The organism is Acidobacteriota bacterium (genome assembly GCA_003696075.1).
Classification (GTDB): Bacteria; Acidobacteriota; Polarisedimenticolia; order J045; family J045; genus J045.
The window spans coordinates 1-15,363 of record RFHH01000027.1; the positions used below are offsets into that span (position 1 = coordinate 1).

The window sequence follows — 15,363 nt, forward strand, 5'->3', positions numbered from 1 at the left end:
GAACTCGGCGGTGCCGGCGGGGGGAGGGCCGGTCCGGGCGAGACGCTCCAGCTTGGCCAGCTCGCCGGCGGCCGACTGCCCGGCTGGAAGGCGCAACAGCAGCCCGAGCCAGGCGCGGTCCCCCTCCCGGCGGTAGATCCAGCGCGGGATCCGGAAGAACCCCGCTCCGAACGGGCGCCACCGAGGATCGCGCGGAACGCCGGGATCGAAGGCGAGGCCACCGAGCGCCACCGGTCCGGGCGCCCCGCCGCGTCCGGGATCGACGGCGGTGATCCGCTCGAGCTCCCTGGCCGCCCGCCCGGCGAGACCCGCCGGATCCGCTCCGGCGGGGCCGGCCGGGAAGAAGATCCCCGGCCCCCACCCCGCGAACTGCGGTCCCTCCGGAGGGGCCCACAGGACCGCGTCCGGGCCGGCGACGGCGAGCCAGCGGGCGGGATCGCACGGCTCCGTGGGGAGGGCGAGAAAAACGCGCCCGGCCGGCCGGCCGGTGATCGCGCGGATCAGATCCCGGGCCGGATCGGGCGGCGGAGCGGACAGCCCGCTCACGGCGAGCCCTCCCGGGAGCGGAGCGCGCGGTAGAGATGGCACGCGCCGAGTGCCAGGGGCCGGACCTGCACGCTCTCGAAACCGCACTCCCGGATCGTGCGGGAGAAACTCTCGGGGGCGGGAAACGCGGCGATCGAGCGCTCGAGATAGCGGTACTCGGGAGCTCGGGACAGCAGCGCGCCGAGGCGAGGGACGACGCTGCGGATGTAGGCGCGCGCGGCGGCTCCCGCCCAGCGCCCCCGCGGCGATCCGAGTTCGAGCACCGCCAGCCGGCCGCCGGGCCGGAGGACCCGTGCGATCTCCCTCAGGGCCCGCTCCCGGTCGGGAACGTTGCGGATGCCGAAGGCCATCGCCGCGGCGTCGAACCGCGCGGCCGCGAAGGGCAGCGCCTGCGCGTCTCCCCGGAGCAGGCGCAAGCTCCCCGCCGCTCCGGCGCGGCGCGCCTTTGCCGCGGCCAGGGCCAGCATCCGGGGCGATGGGTCGAGGCCGACCACCTCGATCCGGGGATGCCGCGCGAGCGCCTCGAGCGCGAGATCCCCCGTGCCCGTGGCCAGGTCGAGCAGACGGGCGCCGGGAGAAAGCTCGAGAGCGTCGATGGCGCGCCGCCGCCACGCCCGGTCGCGGCCGAGCGACATGATCCGGTTCAGCAGGTCGTAACGCGGCGCGATCCTGTCGAACATCGCGCCGCTGCCGGGTGGCGCGTCGGAGGGCAGGCCGGCACTCAACGCGCCGCTCCCGCGCGGCCCGACGCCGTGACCTCGGATGCCAGGGCCGCGAACTCCTCCGGCGGCAGCGCCTGCGGGGCGTCGCTGAGCGCTCCTTCCGGCGCGTCGTGCGTTTCGACGAGGAGGCCGTGGGCCCCGGCGGCGAGAGCGGCCCGCGCCAGCGGCCGGATCAGGTCGCGGCGGCCGAGCGCGTGACTCGGGTCGACGACCACCGGCAGACGGTGCACCTCCGCCAGCAACGCCACCGCCCCGAGATCGAGCAGGTTCCGGGTGCTCTCGTCGAATCCGCGGATGCCGCGCTCGCAGAACACGACCGCGGGCGCCCCGTGGGCCAGCAGGTGCTCGGCGGCGAGGAGCCAGTCCCGGATGCCGGCAGCCATCCCGCGCTTGAGGAGGATCGGCCGCCCGCACGAGGCGGCCCGCCGCAGCAGCGCCATGTTCTGCATGTTCCGCGATCCGATCTGGACGAGATCGGCGTGCTCGGCCACCGCGTCGACGTCGGCTTCGGAGAGCGCCTCGGTGACCACCCGCAGGCCGTGCCGGCGGGCCGCCTCCGAGAGCCACCCGAGCGCTCGCGTCCCCCATCCCTCGAAGGAGTACGGCGAGCTCCTCGGCTTGAAGGCCCCTCCCCTCAGGAACGCCGCCCCCGCGGCCGCGACCCGGGCCGCCGCGCGATCGATCTGCTCGGGAGACTCCACCGCGCACGGTCCGGCCATCAGGACGGGAGGCGCGCCGGCACCGATCGGCACGCCACCCACCTCGACCGAGGCGGGATGGCGGTCGACCAGCGGGTGGGGCGACGGCGGTTCGGCGATTCCCGCGACGCCCGGCAAGCGGCGCACCGCCTCCGGCTCGACGCGGCGCGAGTGCGGCCCGACGCGGAACAGCACGGTCTCCCCGCCCCGCTCGTCGTACCGGGTCACCCACAGGCCCAGAGCTTCGAGGGAGTGCCGGACCGCATCTGGATCGGCCCCGGGGCACACGCGTACCAGCATGGCGTCGGCCGCCTCCGGAAAAGGGGGAAAACGATACCACCGGCGGAGCCCGCGCTCACCACCTGCGGGCGGCCGTCCCGGCGCGGCGATATAATCCGCGCTTTCCGAGGCGGCGCCGGCCCGAGGGATCGCGTGGGGCGGCCGGCGCGCGCCCGACGCCGCGACGGGCGGCGCGGGCCGATCCCAGGGAGGCAACGTGGCTTCAGAGGCGATCGAGAGGGCGAAAGCGCATTTCGGCGCGCTGCTCGAAAGGCAGCTCGAGCGCGTCGAGGGGATCAAGTCGGAGCAGGACTGGATCGACTACACGAAGGTCTCGCCGATCGTGGTCGGCATCATCGGCGGGGACGGGATCGGCCCGACCATCGCCGCGGAGGCGGAGTGGGTGCTGCGGGAGATCCTCGCCGACGAGATCGCGTCGGGAAAGATCGAGCTGCGGACCATCGAGGGCCTCACCATCGAGCGCCGCGCGGAGGTCGGCAAGCCGATCCCGGACGACGTGTTGGAGGAGATCCGCCGCTGCCACGTCACGCTCAAGGGCCCGACCACGACCCCGCGGAAGGGCGATCCCTGGCCCAACATCGAGAGCGCGAACGTGGCGATGCGCAAGGAGCTCGACCTGTTCGCCAACGTCCGGCCGGTGCGCGTCCCCGAACGCGGGATCGATTGGACGTTCTTCCGGGAGAACACCGAGGACGTCTATGCCCTCGGCTCCGAAGGGCTCGATGTCGACGACGACATCTCCATCGACTTCCGGCTGATCACCGAGCCGGCCGCCGAGCGCATCGCGCGGCTCGCCTTCGACTACGCCCGCCGCAACGGGAAGAAGCGGGTGACGATCGTCACCAAGGCGAACGTCGTCAAGGCCACGGACGGCCGCTTCCTCCGCGCCTGCTACCGGGTCGCCGAGGAGTACCCGGACATCGAGACGGACGACTGGTACATCGACATCATGACCGCCAAGCTGGTCGACGAGAAGCGGCGGACCGGCTTCCAGGTGTTGATCCTCCCCAACCTCTACGGCGACATCCTCACCGACGAGGCGGCGGAGTTCCAGGGCGGCGTCGGCACGGCGGGCAGCGCGAACATTGGCAAGCGGTACGCGATGTTCGAGGCGATCCACGGGAGCGCCCCGCGGATGGTCAAGGAAGGGCGCGCGAAGTACGCCGACCCGAGCAGCATGATCCGCGCCGCGGCGATGCTGCTCGGACACATCGGTTACCCGGAGCGGCAGCGGCGCCTGGAGATGGCGCTCGACATCTGCGGCCAGTACGAGCGGAAGGTCGTCGTCACCGGGCGCGACACCGGAGCGACGGGACACGAGTTTGCCGAGTACGTCATGCAGACGCTGCGCGACCCGGAGCTCGAAGCGCGTCACCGCGAGCTGACGCCGTCGCCCCGCTGAGCGCGCCGCCGGCCGGGATCCGGCGCACCCGCGCTAGAATCGGCCTGACCATGCTCCCTGCGCGCCCAGGACGGCGTCCGCTGCGCGCGGCCGGACGATGAGAGCGCGCCGGTTCGCGGCGAGGGCGGCGAACGCGGGCCTCGTCCTCTTCGGGCTGGCGCTCGTCGTCGTGATCGGCACCGGCGGCACGCGCCTGGAGTTCGCCGGTCTGGCCGTCGGCCTGCGGCGGGTCGGCAATCCCCTCCTCGGGTTCGCCGTGTCGGCCGCGCTCCGGTTGCTCGCCTCGTCGCGCCGGAGCGGTCTGGAGGCGGCGATCGTCCGCTTCTTCGCCCGGCAGGGGCTCGCGCCGCGGGACGCGCCCGCGAGGCCGCTCTCGGCGGCGCGCGCCGGCGCCCTCCTCGGCGCCGGCCTGGGTCTTTCGGCCGCCGGCCCGGATGCCCTGCACCTGCTCCTCACCGAGCCGCCGCCCCCGCCGTCCCTCGGCGAAGCCGTGTCGGCGCTGGCGCTCGCCGGCGCGGGGGGAACCGCGCTCGGGGCCGCGGCGGGGGCGCTGCTGGGCCCGATCGCGTTCGCCGCGGTCCGCGCCGCCGGGTGGCGGCGGCCCGGGCGATACGGGGTGGGGCGGGTCACGCTGGCCTTCCTGTGGGTCGCGGCCGCCGCATGGATCCGGCAGGCGCCGCCGGGGCCGCGCGCGTTCCACACGCCGGGCGTCCTGCTCGCAGTGACCGGGACGTTCGTGCTCGCCGCCGCGGTGATCTTCCTTCTCCTCCCCGCGGCGGTGCTCCGCGCGCGGCGCGGGCGCTGGGGGCTGGCGGTCATCGCCGGAGGGACGCTCGCCTCGCTGGTGGGCATCGCCGGCGTCGCCTCGCTGGGACCGGGCGTCTCCGCGCGCCTCGCCGGTGAGACCGGACACCCCAACATCCTGCTCGTCACGGTGACCGGTCTGCGTTCGGACGTGGCGGGAACCGGAGGGGAGGGAAGCGGCTGGACGCCGAACCTGGCCGCCCTCGCCGCCCGGGGGGCGATCCTCGACGAGACGCTGTCGCCGACCACCGAGACGCTGGCCGCGGCGGCATCGGTCCTCACCGGCAGCTACCCGGCGAGCCACGGCATCGGTCCGCAGCGGCCCTTCCCGCCCTACCCGCCGGAAGCGCTGCCGGCCCTCCTGGCGGCGCACGGCTACGCCACCGCAGCGTTCGTGTCGGCGCGGGAGCTGGACGGCCGGGGCTCGGCGCTGGGCGGTTTGTTCGACGCCTACGACGACGCCTCCGGATGGCGCGACCGCTTCGGGCGGCTGGCGACCGTCCAGCCATGGCTGCGACTCGCCGGGCCGCCCCCCCGGTCGATCCGCGCGGCGGAACGCACCGCGGCGGCGTTCGTGTCCTGGCTCGAGCGCCTGCCGCGGACGCCGTGGTTCGCGTGGGTCGAGCTGGCCGACCCGAGCCGCCCCGCCCCGGCGGCGCCTCCGGACGAGGTGAGCCGCGCGACCGTCGGCGCCTGGTTCCGGACCGGGGGAGGAGCCCGGCTCGACGATCCGCTCCCGCGGCTGCCGGCCTGGGCCCCCGACCGGTTCCGGGAGGAGCCGCTGGCGCACTGGCTCTCCGGGTACGAGCGGGCGGTGGCGCGGGCCGACGCGGCACTGGGGACGTTGCTGCGGGCGGTGGAACTCCGGGGCGAGGCGCACCGGACGATCGTCGCGGTCACGGCCGAGCACGGGGTGGCGCTGGGCGAACGGGGCGCGTGGTTCGAACCGGGACCGGGCGTGCCGGAGGGAGTCCTGCGCGTTCCCTGGATCGTCGCCACCGCGGGTCCCGCCGGCGGCGCGGTGGTCCCCGGACCCTGCTCGCTGGTGGACGTCGCGCCGACGCTGCTCGGCCTGGCCGGCCTGGCCGGGGGATCGGCGTGGGAAGGGGAAGACCTGTCGCGGTACCTCCTCGCGGGAGAGGCACAGCGCCGGGAAAGAAGACCGGCGCCGGTCTACCTCTCCTCGGCGCCCGACCCCTCCGGAAGGCGGCTGCAGGCCGTCCGGCGGGGCCCCTGGAAGCTGGTGCGCGACCCCGAGGGAAGGGAGAGGCTCTTCTTCGTCGAGGGTCTCCTCGAAGGGGAGGTGCAGCCGCTCGGCGGCCGCGTCGCCCGCGAACACCGGGTCCTGTCCGACCTGCTCACCGACCACCTCGCCCGGACGGCGGCCATCCCGCAGGCACGCTGAGCGTCGGATGCGGCCCCGGGCGTTCCTTGTTACGCTCACGCCCGCGATGGGCGCATCCCGCCGGCTCCACTGGTTGATCCTGGCGATCGCCACCGCTTCGGCGACGGCCGCGCGGGCGCGGCCGGTCCCCGCCGAGACGGCAACGGGTCCGGACACGTGCGGGACGATCGCCGCCGTCGAGGTCACCGGCAACGAGCGGATGAGCGCCGACGCCGTCCGCTTCGACCTGGGGATCAAGCCGGGCGATCCGTGGGACGAGCGCCGGATCAGGCGCGAGTTCCGCCGCTTCTGGGACCTGGGGTACTTCTCCGATCTCCGGTTCTTTCGCCGCTGCACCCCGCAGGGCGCCGTCCTGGTCGTGCACGTCGAGGAGCGGCCGACGATCCTCGACGTCACCTACGATCGCACGAAGGCGGTCAACGAGCAGCAGATCCAGGACTACTTCCGCGAGCATGGCTTCGAGCTGGGGGTCGGGTTGCCGCTCGACTACCGGAAGCTGTGGCGGGCGGAGAGGTTGATCAAGGATCTGTTGGCCCAGCGCGGCTACCTGGATGCCGAGGTTCGGGCCGAGGTGCGCGAGACCTCCCCGACGGCGCGCTCCGTGCGGTTCCGGATCCGCCCGGGCGGGAAGACGCGCATCCGGTCGCTCGACTTCACGGGCAACGAGTCGTTCTCCGACCGGCGGCTGCGGAAACAGCTGGAGCTGACGAAGGTCTACCACTGGTGGTGGCCGTTCACGCGGAAGAACCTGTATCACCCGCTCAAGTACCAGCAGGACATCAACAACGTCCTCGAGTTCTACCGCAACCACGGCTACCTCGACGCCGACGTCCGCCCGCCGATCGTGCGCGTGGAGACGAAGGACCGCGAGAAGGCGGAAGCGCGCGCCCGGGAGAAGGCGCGGAAGCGGGAGGAGAAGCGGCGCCGCAAGCTCGCCCGGAAGGCGAAGAAGCGCGGCGAAGCGCCGCCCGACGCGAACGCGGCGGTGGAGCCCGAGCCGCTCGACGTGCGGGTGAAGACGTGGGTCGACATCACCGTTCCGGTAGTGGAGGGCCAGGTCTACCGGCTGGGGGAGGTGCGATTCTCCGGCAACAAGCTGTTCTCGGACGCCGTGCTCCGGCCGCTCATCCCGCTGCGCGAGGGTTCCGTGCTGCAGGACAACCTCATCGAGGCGGGGCTCGAGCTGATCCGGCGGGCCTACGGGCAGCGCGGCTACATCTACGCCGTCGTCACCCGGCGGTTCGAGCGCCACGAGGACGAGCCGGTCGCCGACGTGGTCGTCGAAATCGACGAGGACGTCGCCTACACCGTGCGGCGGATCGAGTTCGCCGGCAACACCACCACCCACGACGAGGTGCTGCGCCGGGAGCTGCTGATCTACGAGGGCGAGCTGCTCGACAAGACGGCGCTGGATCTTTCGCTGCAGCGGTTGGCGCAGCTCGGGTTCTGGCAGCCGAGCGAGGAGCCGCGCCTGGATCCTCTCCCCGACAAAGCGCAGGTCGACGTGACGATCGAGGGGCAGGAGCAGTCGCGCAACGAGATCCAGATCGGCGGCGGGTACCAGGAGCTCGAGGGGGGCTTCTTCCAGGCCAGCTACCGGACGACGAACTTCCTCGGCCGCGGGGAAACGCTCTCGCTGATCGCGGCGGTCGGCGGCCGCTTCAGCCAGGCGTCGATCAACTTCTTCGAACCGTGGTTCCTCGGCAAGCCGATCACCTTCAGCTTCTCGCTTTTCGACAACAGCTCCGACTTCGGGCGCGCCCGGGACTCGTTCGGGAACATCGCGCGGCTCAACCGGTCCGGGCGGGGAGGATCGATCGGATTCGGGCGGCGCATCGGAAACTTCAGCCAGATCGGCCTGAGCTACCGGTTCGAGAGCACGCGGTCGAGCAACCTGCTGCCGGTCGCGGTGTCGGGCGTCGGGGTGACGCAGAACTTCACCTTCGACCGGTTCACCACCCGCCTGGCGATCCTGACCCCGGCCTTCAGCTACCGGCACGTGGACTACGTCCTGCGCCCGACGCGGGGCCAGGAGCTGTTCGTCCGCCCGGAGGTGGGTCTGAGGGCTCTCGGGGGAGACATCGACTTCATCCGCCCGACCATCGAGGGCAGCCTCTACCGGCACATCACCCGTCGGCTGTTCGTCGGCCTGCACGCCGAGCTGGCATGGATCAAGGCCTTCGGGGAGATCCGGCGCTGCCCCGGCTTCGTCGACGGCGTCCCGCTGTTCCAGCGGTTTTTCATCGGGGGCGACGTCATCGGGCCGCGGGTCTTCGAAACGCGCTCGCTCTTCCCCGAGCGGGTCGTCGTGTCGCTCCGGGGGAGCTGCGACAACGCCCGCCCCGACGTCGATCCCGCCACGGGGCTGCCGGTGCTTTCCCGGCAGCCCGTGGGGGGAAGCAAGCGCGCGCTGCTGCAGTTCGAGCTGGGGCTTCCGCTCGGGCGCACGGCCACCCTGGCCGGTTTCCTCGATGCGGGCGGCGTCTACGACACCGGCGTCGACATCAATTGGGCCGATGCCCGCGTCTCCGCGGGGCTCGAGTTCCGCGTCTACCTTCCGGTCTTCCAGGCGCCGATCCGGCTGATCTACGGCTGGCCGGTGCGGTACAAGACGGGCGACCCGACGAGCCGCTTCCAGTTCGCGATCGGCCTGCCCTTCTGAGGACCGCTCAGCGGGAAGGATCCGGAGAAATCTCGAGCTCGTCGGCCGCCGCGACGATGGCGCGGGCGAGGCGGTCGGCGACGCCGGTGGGGGCGGGCCGGTCGGCGGCGCCGTTGACCAGCACGGCGAAGGCGACCGGCCGGCCGCCGCGCGTCCACGCGTAACCGGCGAGGGCGGCGACGCCGCGCAGCGATCCCGTCTTCGCCCGGAGCCGGCCGCGCAGCCCCCCCAGGCGGCCGGCGAGCGAGCCGTCCTCGCCGGCGCGGGGGAGCGCGACCAGGAGCTCCGGACCCCACGCCGGGCGCTCCCAGGCGCGCAGCAGGACCGAGACCAGCGCGTCGGCGGTCAGCCGGTCGGAGGGCGCCAGTCCCGAACCGTCCCGCAGCTCCAGGCCGCGAAGGGGCACCTTCCAGGCGGCCAGGCACTCGCGAAGCCGCAGGAGCCCGTCGCCGGTGGAGGCGCGGGGAACGCCGTCGGCCGCCGCGAGGCCCCGGAGCACCGTTTCCGCCGCCCCGTTCAAGGAGTGCTTCAGGAGCGCGCGGATCACGGTGGCGAGGTCGGGGCTCGCGCGCCGTCCCAGCGGACGGGCGTCGGGCGGCGCCGTTCCGCGGTCCACCCCCCCGGCGAGCTCGATCCCGGCCGCCGGGGCCAGTTCGGCCGCGGCCGCGAGGAAGGCGGCGGCCGGATCCTCGAGCCGGACCCAGCGCCGGAACGGCGGGGAGCCGAGACCGATGGTCCCGCGCAGGGCGAGCCGCGCGCGCCCGTCGGGCCGGCGGGTCACGGAGACCTCGATGCGGGTCGCGTCCGCCGTGCGCACGGAGTTCACGACCTCGATCCCGGCGCGCACGGGGAAGAGGCCGACGGCGGCGGGCGCCCCGCGCCGGCCTGCCGGGCGGACGATCGCCTCGACGGAGTTCCACGCGAGCGAGAGGGCGCCCTGCTCGGCGTCGTAGGGGTCGGGAGCGCGCTCCGCCGGCCAGGAAGGAGGACGTCCCGCCGCCTCGAGCCTTCCGGCGTCGCCGACGAGGGGACCCTCGATCCGGCGCAGCCCGAGGGCGCGCAGCTCGCGGAGCGCGGCCCACAGATCTTCCGCGCGCAGCAGCGGGTCGCCGCCGCCGACGGCCCAGAGGGGGCCGTGCAGCGTGCCGCCGGCATCGGGCGTGCCGCGGGCGACGAACTCGGTGTCGAACCGGTAGGCGGGACCGAGCCGCTCGAGCGCGCAGGCGGCGGTGAGCAGCTTCATCACCGACGCCGGCCTCATCGGCGCCGCCGCGCGATACCGGGCCAGCACCGGTCCCCCGGGGAATCGCGCGGCGAGCCCCACGGCGAGGTGCCTTGCCTCCGCCGAACGCACCTCCCGGGCCACGGCGGGAGGGAGCGGCGAGGCCGACGGAGCGGCGGCGAGGAGAGCGAGGACGAGGCCGGCCGGTGACATCGGTCCGATGATACGGCCTCGCGGGACGGAGGGGCGGCTGCTAGGATGCGCCCCTTGTCCGTCCCGCGCGCCGCCGAGGCGGCGCGCGTAGCGGCCGCGGCCGATCTCGGGCACCGCCAGCGGCCGGGAGGTCAGACGGTGAACGTCCACGAGTACCAGGCCAAGGAGATTCTCGCGCGCTTCGGCGTCCCGGTTCCGGAGGGGCGGGTGGCGACCACGCCGGAGGAGGCCCGCGCCGCCGCCGAGGCGCTGGGGGGGCGCGTCGTCGTCAAGGCCCAGATTCACGCCGGGGGGCGCGGCAAGGCGGGCGGCGTCAAGCTGGCCGACGGCCCCGAAGAGGCCGAGCGCGCCGCGGCGGGCATGCTGGGACGGGCGCTGGTCACCCCCCAGACCGGGCTGCAGGGCCGCGTGGTCCGCAAGGTCTACGTGACGCGTGCGCTCGACATCGCGCACGAGTACTACCTTTCGCTGCTCGTCGACCGGGCCCAGGCGAAGATCCTGGTGATGGCCTCCGCGGAGGGCGGCGTCGAGATCGAGAAGGTGGCCGCGGAGTCCCCCGAGAAGCTGCTCAAGCTCCACGTCGATCCGGTCACCGGATACCAGGGCTGGCTCGGCCGCAGGCTCGGCTTCGGTCTCGGCCTGGACGCGCGCCAGGTCCGCGCCTTCGACGGCATGCTCCGGGCGCTGGTCCGCTGCTTCGAGGAGACGGACGCCTCGTTGATCGAGATCAACCCCCTGGTGACGACGCCGGACGGCAGCCTGTTCGCGCTCGACGCCAAGCTCAACTTCGACGACAACGCGCTGTACCGCCACGAGGAGATCGCCGCCATGCGCGATCCGGGGGAGGAGGATCCGCTGGAGGTGGAGGCCTCCGAGGCGGGCCTGAACTACATCAAGCTCGACGGCTCGGTCGGCTGCATGGTGAACGGAGCGGGGCTCGCGATGGCGACGATGGACATCATCGACCTCGCCGGCGCGCGCCCCGCGAACTTCCTCGACGTCGGGGGCGGCGCGTCGAAGGAAGCGGTGGCGAAGGCCTTCAGGATCCTGCTGCGGGATCCGGACGTCCGCGCGGTGCTGGTGAACATCTTCGGCGGGATCGTCCGCTGCGACCGCGTGGCCCAGGGGATCGTCGACGCCGCCCGCGAGGTGGAGCTGACCGTTCCGCTCGTCGTCCGGCTCCAGGGGACGAACGCCGCCGAGGCGCGGAAGCTCCTCGCCGACTCCGGGCTCGAGTTGGAGGTCGCCGAGGCGCTGGACGAAGCGGCGCGCGCCGTCGTCGCCGCCGCGGGAGGTGCGCGATGAGCGTCCTGGTCGACGCGGGGACGCGGGTCCTCGTCCAGGGGATGACCGGCTCCGAGGGAACGTTCCACACCCGCCAGATGATCGCCGCGGGGACGCGAGTGGTGGCGGGCGTCACGCCGGGGAAGGGGGGCACCGTCCACGAGGGCGTCCCGGTGTTCGACACCGTTCAGGAGGCGGTGGAGCGGACCGGGGCGAACGCGTCGGTCGTGTTCGTGCCGGCGCGCTTCGCCGCCGACGCGATCCTCGAGGCGGTGGCCGCGGAGATCCCGCTCGTCGTCGCGATCACCGAGGGGATCCCGGTGCTCGACATGCTGCGCGTCAAGAACGCGCTCGCGCGCAGCCGGACCCGTCTCATCGGACCCAACTGCCCCGGCATCATCACGCCCGGCCGGTGCAAGATCGGCATCATGCCCGCCGAGATCCACCGCCCCGGGACGATCGGCGTCCTCTCGCGGTCCGGAACGCTGACCTACGAGGCGGTCGACCAGCTCACCCGCCGCGGGCTCGGGCAGTCGACCTGCATCGGCATCGGAGGCGATCCGATCATCGGCTCGCCCTTCACCTCGCTGCTCCCGCTCTTCGAAGAGGATCCGCAGACCGAGGCGGTGGTGCTCATCGGGGAGATCGGCGGGACCGCCGAGGAGGAGGCGGCCGCGTGGGCGCGGGAGCACATGACGAAGCCGCTCGTCGCCTTCATCGCGGGGGCCACGGCGCCCCCGGGCCGGCGCATGGGCCACGCCGGGGCGATCATCAGCGGCGGCAAGGGCACGGCCGCCGAGAAGAAGCGGGCGCTCCGCGAGGCGGGCGTCACCGTGGTGGATTCGCCGGCGGAGATCGGCGAGACGGTCGCCCGGCTAGTCGGTGCGGCGCCCGCGGGAGGGCGGTGATCCGATGGCGAGGGAGCGGACGTTGGCGATCGTCAAGCCGGACGCGATGCGGAAGAACGCGCTCGGTCCGGCGCTCGCGGCGGCGGCCGAAGCCGGCCTTTCGGTGGTCGCCGTCGAGACCCTGTGGCTGTCCAAGCGCCAGGCGGAGGGATTCTACGCCGTCCACCGGGAGCGGCCGTTCTTCGACTCCCTCACCGATTTCATGTCGTCCGGACCGATCGCGGTGATGGTCCTGGAGGGCGAGGACGCGATCGCCGTGTGGCGCCGGATCCTCGGCGCGACCGACCCGGCGAAAGCGGCTCCGGGGACCCTCCGGGCCCGATTCGGGACCGACATCCAGGCCAACGGCTTCCACGGATCCGACGGTCCGGAGACGGCGGCCTTCGAGATCGCCTACATGTTCCCCGGCCGCGCCCTCTGACCGGTTCGGAACCGGGCGTCTTCAGCGGGCGCTCGCGCGGCCGCGGACCGGCAAGACGAGGAGCTCGCCGCCGGCGAGCGTCGCCCCCGGCGCCCGCCGGTTGAGACGCGCGATCGTCTCGCAGTCCTCGGCGAGATCGCGGCGCGCCGCGCAGAGGGCGGCGATCGTCTGCCCCTCTCGGGCCGGCTCGACCGACAGGACGGCCGGCTCGATGCCGAGCACGTCCGGATCGGTCTCCGGCCGGAAGGAGGCGAGGGAGGCGGCGATGGCCCTTTCGCGGGCGGGGGCGGCGGGATCCCACCTCCCGAGGATCCGGTACAGTCGGCCGCCGTGCAGGACCCACAGCGCCAGCGCCGTCACCGGCGGACCTCCGTCCCGACCCGGCGCGACGATCCGGCCCGCCCAGGCGGGCAGGCCGTTGACGCGGTCGCCCTCCCGCTCGAAGCGCAGCTCCGGGTTCCGGCGGGCCAGCGCCGCGACCCGCGCCTCGGGACTCGAGGCGCCCTCCGCGTCGGGGGCGACCTGCGTGAGCACGATCTGGCCGCGCGGCGCCCGGGGATCGTCGGCGGCCGCCACCAGGCGGGCGCTGTTCTGGACGGACCAGCCGGGCGGGAAGTCGATCCGGAACCGCAGCGCCGGGTGGTGGAAGGTCGAACCGCGAACGAAGCCCTGCCGGGGGTCTTCGCCCCAGACGAGTCCGGACAGGCGCCGGAGGTAGCCCTCCTCCCGGCGGACCGGCTGTCCGGCGGACGAGCCCTCCGGGGGGGCGAGACGCGCGGCGGCCCGCCGCGTCACCGCGGCGCGCTCTCCGGGATCGGGGTGGGTCGACAGCCACGCCGGAAGCAGGCGGCCGCGCTCCTGCTCGAGCCGGTCGAGGACGCCCAGGAACCGGGGTAGGCCGAACGGATCGTAGCCGGCGGCGGCCAGGTAGCGGACGCCGAGCGCATCGGCCTCCCGCTCGGCATCGCGGCCGAACTTGAGGAGCAGCAGGCGCGCCCCGGCGCCGAGCAGCCCGGCGGCGCGGCTCAGGCCCGGCCGCGCGAGGGTCAGCGCCTCGAGGCCCAACCCCGCCAGGCGAGCGCGCGACATCTGCTCGGCGCCGTGCCGCCCGACGACGTGGCCGACCTCGTGGGCCAGCACCCCGGCGAGTTCGGCCTCGTCCCGCGCGTGCGCCAGCAGGCCGCGCGTCACGTACACCGGGCCGCCCGGAAGCGCGAAGGCGTTCACGACGGGACTGTCCAGGATGGTGAAGCTGTAGGGGAGATCGGGCCGGTCCGAAGCGGAGGCGATCCGCGCCCCGACCTCCGCGACGAAACCGCCGAGTGCCGGGTCGGGGTAGACACCGTACTCCGCCCGGATCTCGGGGTCGGCCTGGCGGCCGAGCGCAACCTCCTGGCGGGAGGAGAAGAGGATCAACTGGTGGCGGCCGGTCGCCGGGTTCGTCACGCAGGCGGGTAGGACGGCGAGGAGCAGCGCGACGCCCGCGACCGGTCCGTACCGTCGCCACGCCATGGGACGTCCCTCCTCGCGCGATTCTAGCGAGGTGCATCCGCAATGGTGCGTTGGGCCGCCGAACTCGCAGGATGTACGGAGGTTGCGGTCGCGAGTGGATCGATGACCGGGGATCGGGGGAAAGTGTGCGTCGTACATCGACTTAGGCGGCGTTACGCACCATCGAGGAAGCACCTCCCGATTCTAGCGGAGCGGTGCCGGTGGGCGGATCTCCGAGCGCGACCCGCGCAGGATGGCCCTTACGCTCGCCGCGCGCCTCGGGGCGCGGCGAGCGCGCGGGACGGCGCGTGGATGCGAGCGCGCCTTGCGGACCGGCGGCCCGGCGAGCGCCTGCGCGGTTCTTGCATAGCGTCCGATCGGCCCGCGGATCCCGTGGCGGAGCGACCGTCGGGCCGTGGGCCCCCCGGCCTGGCGGCCGGCCCGGCGCCGTCAGGGGCTGCGATCCCGGCGCGGGGGCGCCGCGGGTGCCGCCGGGCGCGCTCCTCGTTCACGGGAGGCCTGGGTACCGTCGAAGGGCCGGGCACGATCGATCCCGGCACAGGAGCGGGGGCCGGGACACGGTCGGCCCGGGACAGGGGAAGGGAGCGGAACACGATCGGGCCCGCCGCGGGCCGAGGCTCCGCGGACACCGCGAGCCGCGGCCCTGGCGGGAGCCTTCCGGTCACCGCCGGGACGGGTACCGGGGGGCTCCCGGGCGCGGTCCCCGAGCCGAAGAGAACCTTCCGGCCGCGAGTCGACTCCGAACCGCGATCCCGCGACAGCGAACCCCCGCAGCCGCACCCTTCGGGACACGGATCCGGGCGAGAGCGGCCGCCAAAGGGAGCCGCCGCCGGATCGGCACCCGGGTGTGGCCAATGAGCGACAGCGTTGTTCAGCGGTGCCGCTGCGCCCCTCGCGCATGCCTCCCGCGAGGAAGAGCGCAAAAAAGCGGGGCCGGCCCGAAGGCCGGCCCCGCGAGTGCCGTTGCGATCCGGCGAGGTTACGGACAGGCGTTGATGTCCGCGCTGGTCCGCGACCCAGCGAGCCCCTGCTGGTTCGCCGGATCGTAGTTGCAGTCGAGCGTCGTGCCGCCCTGCCGCGTCAGGTACCAGTAGCCGGCACCCGGCGCCGGGTCGGCCGCCGTGTCGGTCGCGGTGGTGTCGGTCGCGTCGTCGTCCTCGATGCAGCGCTGGCCGGTCCACATGCCGTTGGTGTGGAGCGGGCCGAGGTCGCCGGCCGAGGCGTCGTACACGGCCGCGCAGGCGGTGTTGGTGATCGGATCCCA

General features: G+C 74.1%; 12 protein-coding genes. 6 read left to right on the forward strand and 6 right to left on the reverse strand.

Translation table 11 applies throughout. The annotated features are described in order from the left end of the window. The 3 genes from D6718_01770 to aroF all read right to left on the reverse strand — a co-directional run. Nucleotides 1-546: hypothetical protein (locus D6718_01770; protein ID RMG48438.1), on the reverse strand; the 546-nt coding region annotated here is incomplete at its 3' end. Next, nucleotides 543-1,226, reverse strand: coding sequence for a bifunctional demethylmenaquinone methyltransferase/2-methoxy-6-polyprenyl-1,4-benzoquinol methylase UbiE (gene ubiE, locus D6718_01775; protein ID RMG48439.1), 684 nt, complete (start codon nt 1,224-1,226; stop codon nt 543-545). The genes D6718_01770 and ubiE, both read right to left, overlap by 4 nt. 41 nt (nt 1,227-1,267) lie before the next feature. Next, nucleotides 1,268-2,266, reverse strand: coding sequence for a 3-deoxy-7-phosphoheptulonate synthase (gene aroF / locus D6718_01780; GenBank protein RMG48440.1), 999 nt, complete (start codon nt 2,264-2,266; stop codon nt 1,268-1,270). Between the two features lie 196 nt (nt 2,267-2,462). Between aroF and D6718_01785 the strand changes: the two genes are divergently transcribed. The 3 genes from D6718_01785 (at nt 2,463) to D6718_01795 (ending at nt 8,539) form a co-directional block, all read left to right on the forward strand. Further along, the gene (locus D6718_01785) at nt 2,463-3,668 is read left to right on the forward strand and encodes an isocitrate/isopropylmalate dehydrogenase family protein (GenBank protein RMG48441.1); all 1,206 of its coding nucleotides are present in this window, start codon (nt 2,463-2,465) and stop codon (nt 3,666-3,668) included. Between the two features lie 97 nt (nt 3,669-3,765). Next, a complete protein-coding gene (locus D6718_01790; protein ID RMG48442.1) occupies nt 3,766-5,877 on the forward strand; it encodes a hypothetical protein in 2,112 nt (703 codons plus the stop codon). Between the two features lie 7 nt (nt 5,878-5,884). Further along, nucleotides 5,885-8,539: a hypothetical protein gene (locus D6718_01795; GenBank protein RMG48443.1), complete on the forward strand. Its 2,655-nt coding sequence runs from the start codon at nt 5,885-5,887 to the stop codon at nt 8,537-8,539. Between the two features lie 7 nt (nt 8,540-8,546). Here the strand turns inward: D6718_01795 and dacB are convergent, their stop codons facing one another. Beyond that, nucleotides 8,547-10,124, reverse strand: a complete 1,578-nt coding sequence (dacB, locus tag D6718_01800) for a D-alanyl-D-alanine carboxypeptidase/D-alanyl-D-alanine-endopeptidase (protein RMG48444.1) — start codon at nt 10,122-10,124, stop codon at nt 8,547-8,549. Here dacB and D6718_01805 point away from each other — a divergent pair. The 3 genes from D6718_01805 to D6718_01815 are packed head-to-tail and all read left to right on the forward strand — an operon-like array spanning nt 10,113 to nt 12,587. Further along, nucleotides 10,113-11,279, forward strand: coding sequence for an ADP-forming succinate--CoA ligase subunit beta (locus tag D6718_01805; protein ID RMG48445.1), 1,167 nt, complete (start codon nt 10,113-10,115; stop codon nt 11,277-11,279). The two genes, dacB and D6718_01805, sit on opposite strands and share 12 nt — an antisense overlap. Further along, a complete protein-coding gene (gene sucD / locus D6718_01810) occupies nt 11,276-12,166 on the forward strand; it encodes a succinate--CoA ligase subunit alpha (protein ID RMG48446.1) in 891 nt (296 codons plus the stop codon). Before D6718_01805 ends, sucD begins: the two co-directional genes overlap by 4 nt. A gap of 4 nt (nt 12,167-12,170) precedes the next feature. Further along, on the forward strand, nt 12,171-12,587 hold the full coding sequence (locus D6718_01815; protein ID RMG48449.1) for a nucleoside-diphosphate kinase: 417 nt from the start codon (nt 12,171-12,173) through the stop codon (nt 12,585-12,587). A gap of 21 nt (nt 12,588-12,608) precedes the next feature. Here D6718_01815 and D6718_01820 read toward each other — a convergent pair whose 3' ends face one another. After that, a complete protein-coding gene (locus D6718_01820) occupies nt 12,609-14,099 on the reverse strand; it encodes a peptidase M48 (GenBank protein RMG48447.1) in 1,491 nt (496 codons plus the stop codon). A gap of 979 nt (nt 14,100-15,078) precedes the next feature. Beyond that, a partial coding sequence (locus D6718_01825; GenBank protein ID RMG48448.1) for a hypothetical protein occupies nt 15,079-15,363 on the reverse strand: 285 nt, incomplete at its 5' end.

Excerpts from the sequence above, each read along its gene's own strand:
- ubiE (RMG48439.1), bottom strand. The coding sequence starts at position 1,226 with ATGTTCGACAGGATCGCGCCGCGTTACGACCTGCTGAACCGGATCATG.
- aroF (RMG48440.1), bottom strand. The coding sequence starts at position 2,266 with ATGCTGGTACGCGTGTGCCCCGGGGCCGATCCAGATGCGGTCCGGCAC.
- D6718_01790 (RMG48442.1), top strand. The coding sequence starts at position 3,766 with ATGAGAGCGCGCCGGTTCGCGGCGAGGGCGGCGAACGCGGGCCTCGTC.
- D6718_01795 (RMG48443.1), top strand. The coding sequence starts at position 5,885 with ATGCGGCCCCGGGCGTTCCTTGTTACGCTCACGCCCGCGATGGGCGCA.
- sucD (RMG48446.1), top strand. The coding sequence starts at position 11,276 with ATGAGCGTCCTGGTCGACGCGGGGACGCGGGTCCTCGTCCAGGGGATG.
- D6718_01815 (RMG48449.1), top strand. The coding sequence starts at position 12,171 with ATGGCGAGGGAGCGGACGTTGGCGATCGTCAAGCCGGACGCGATGCGG.
- D6718_01820 (RMG48447.1), bottom strand. The coding sequence starts at position 14,099 with ATGGCGTGGCGACGGTACGGACCGGTCGCGGGCGTCGCGCTGCTCCTC.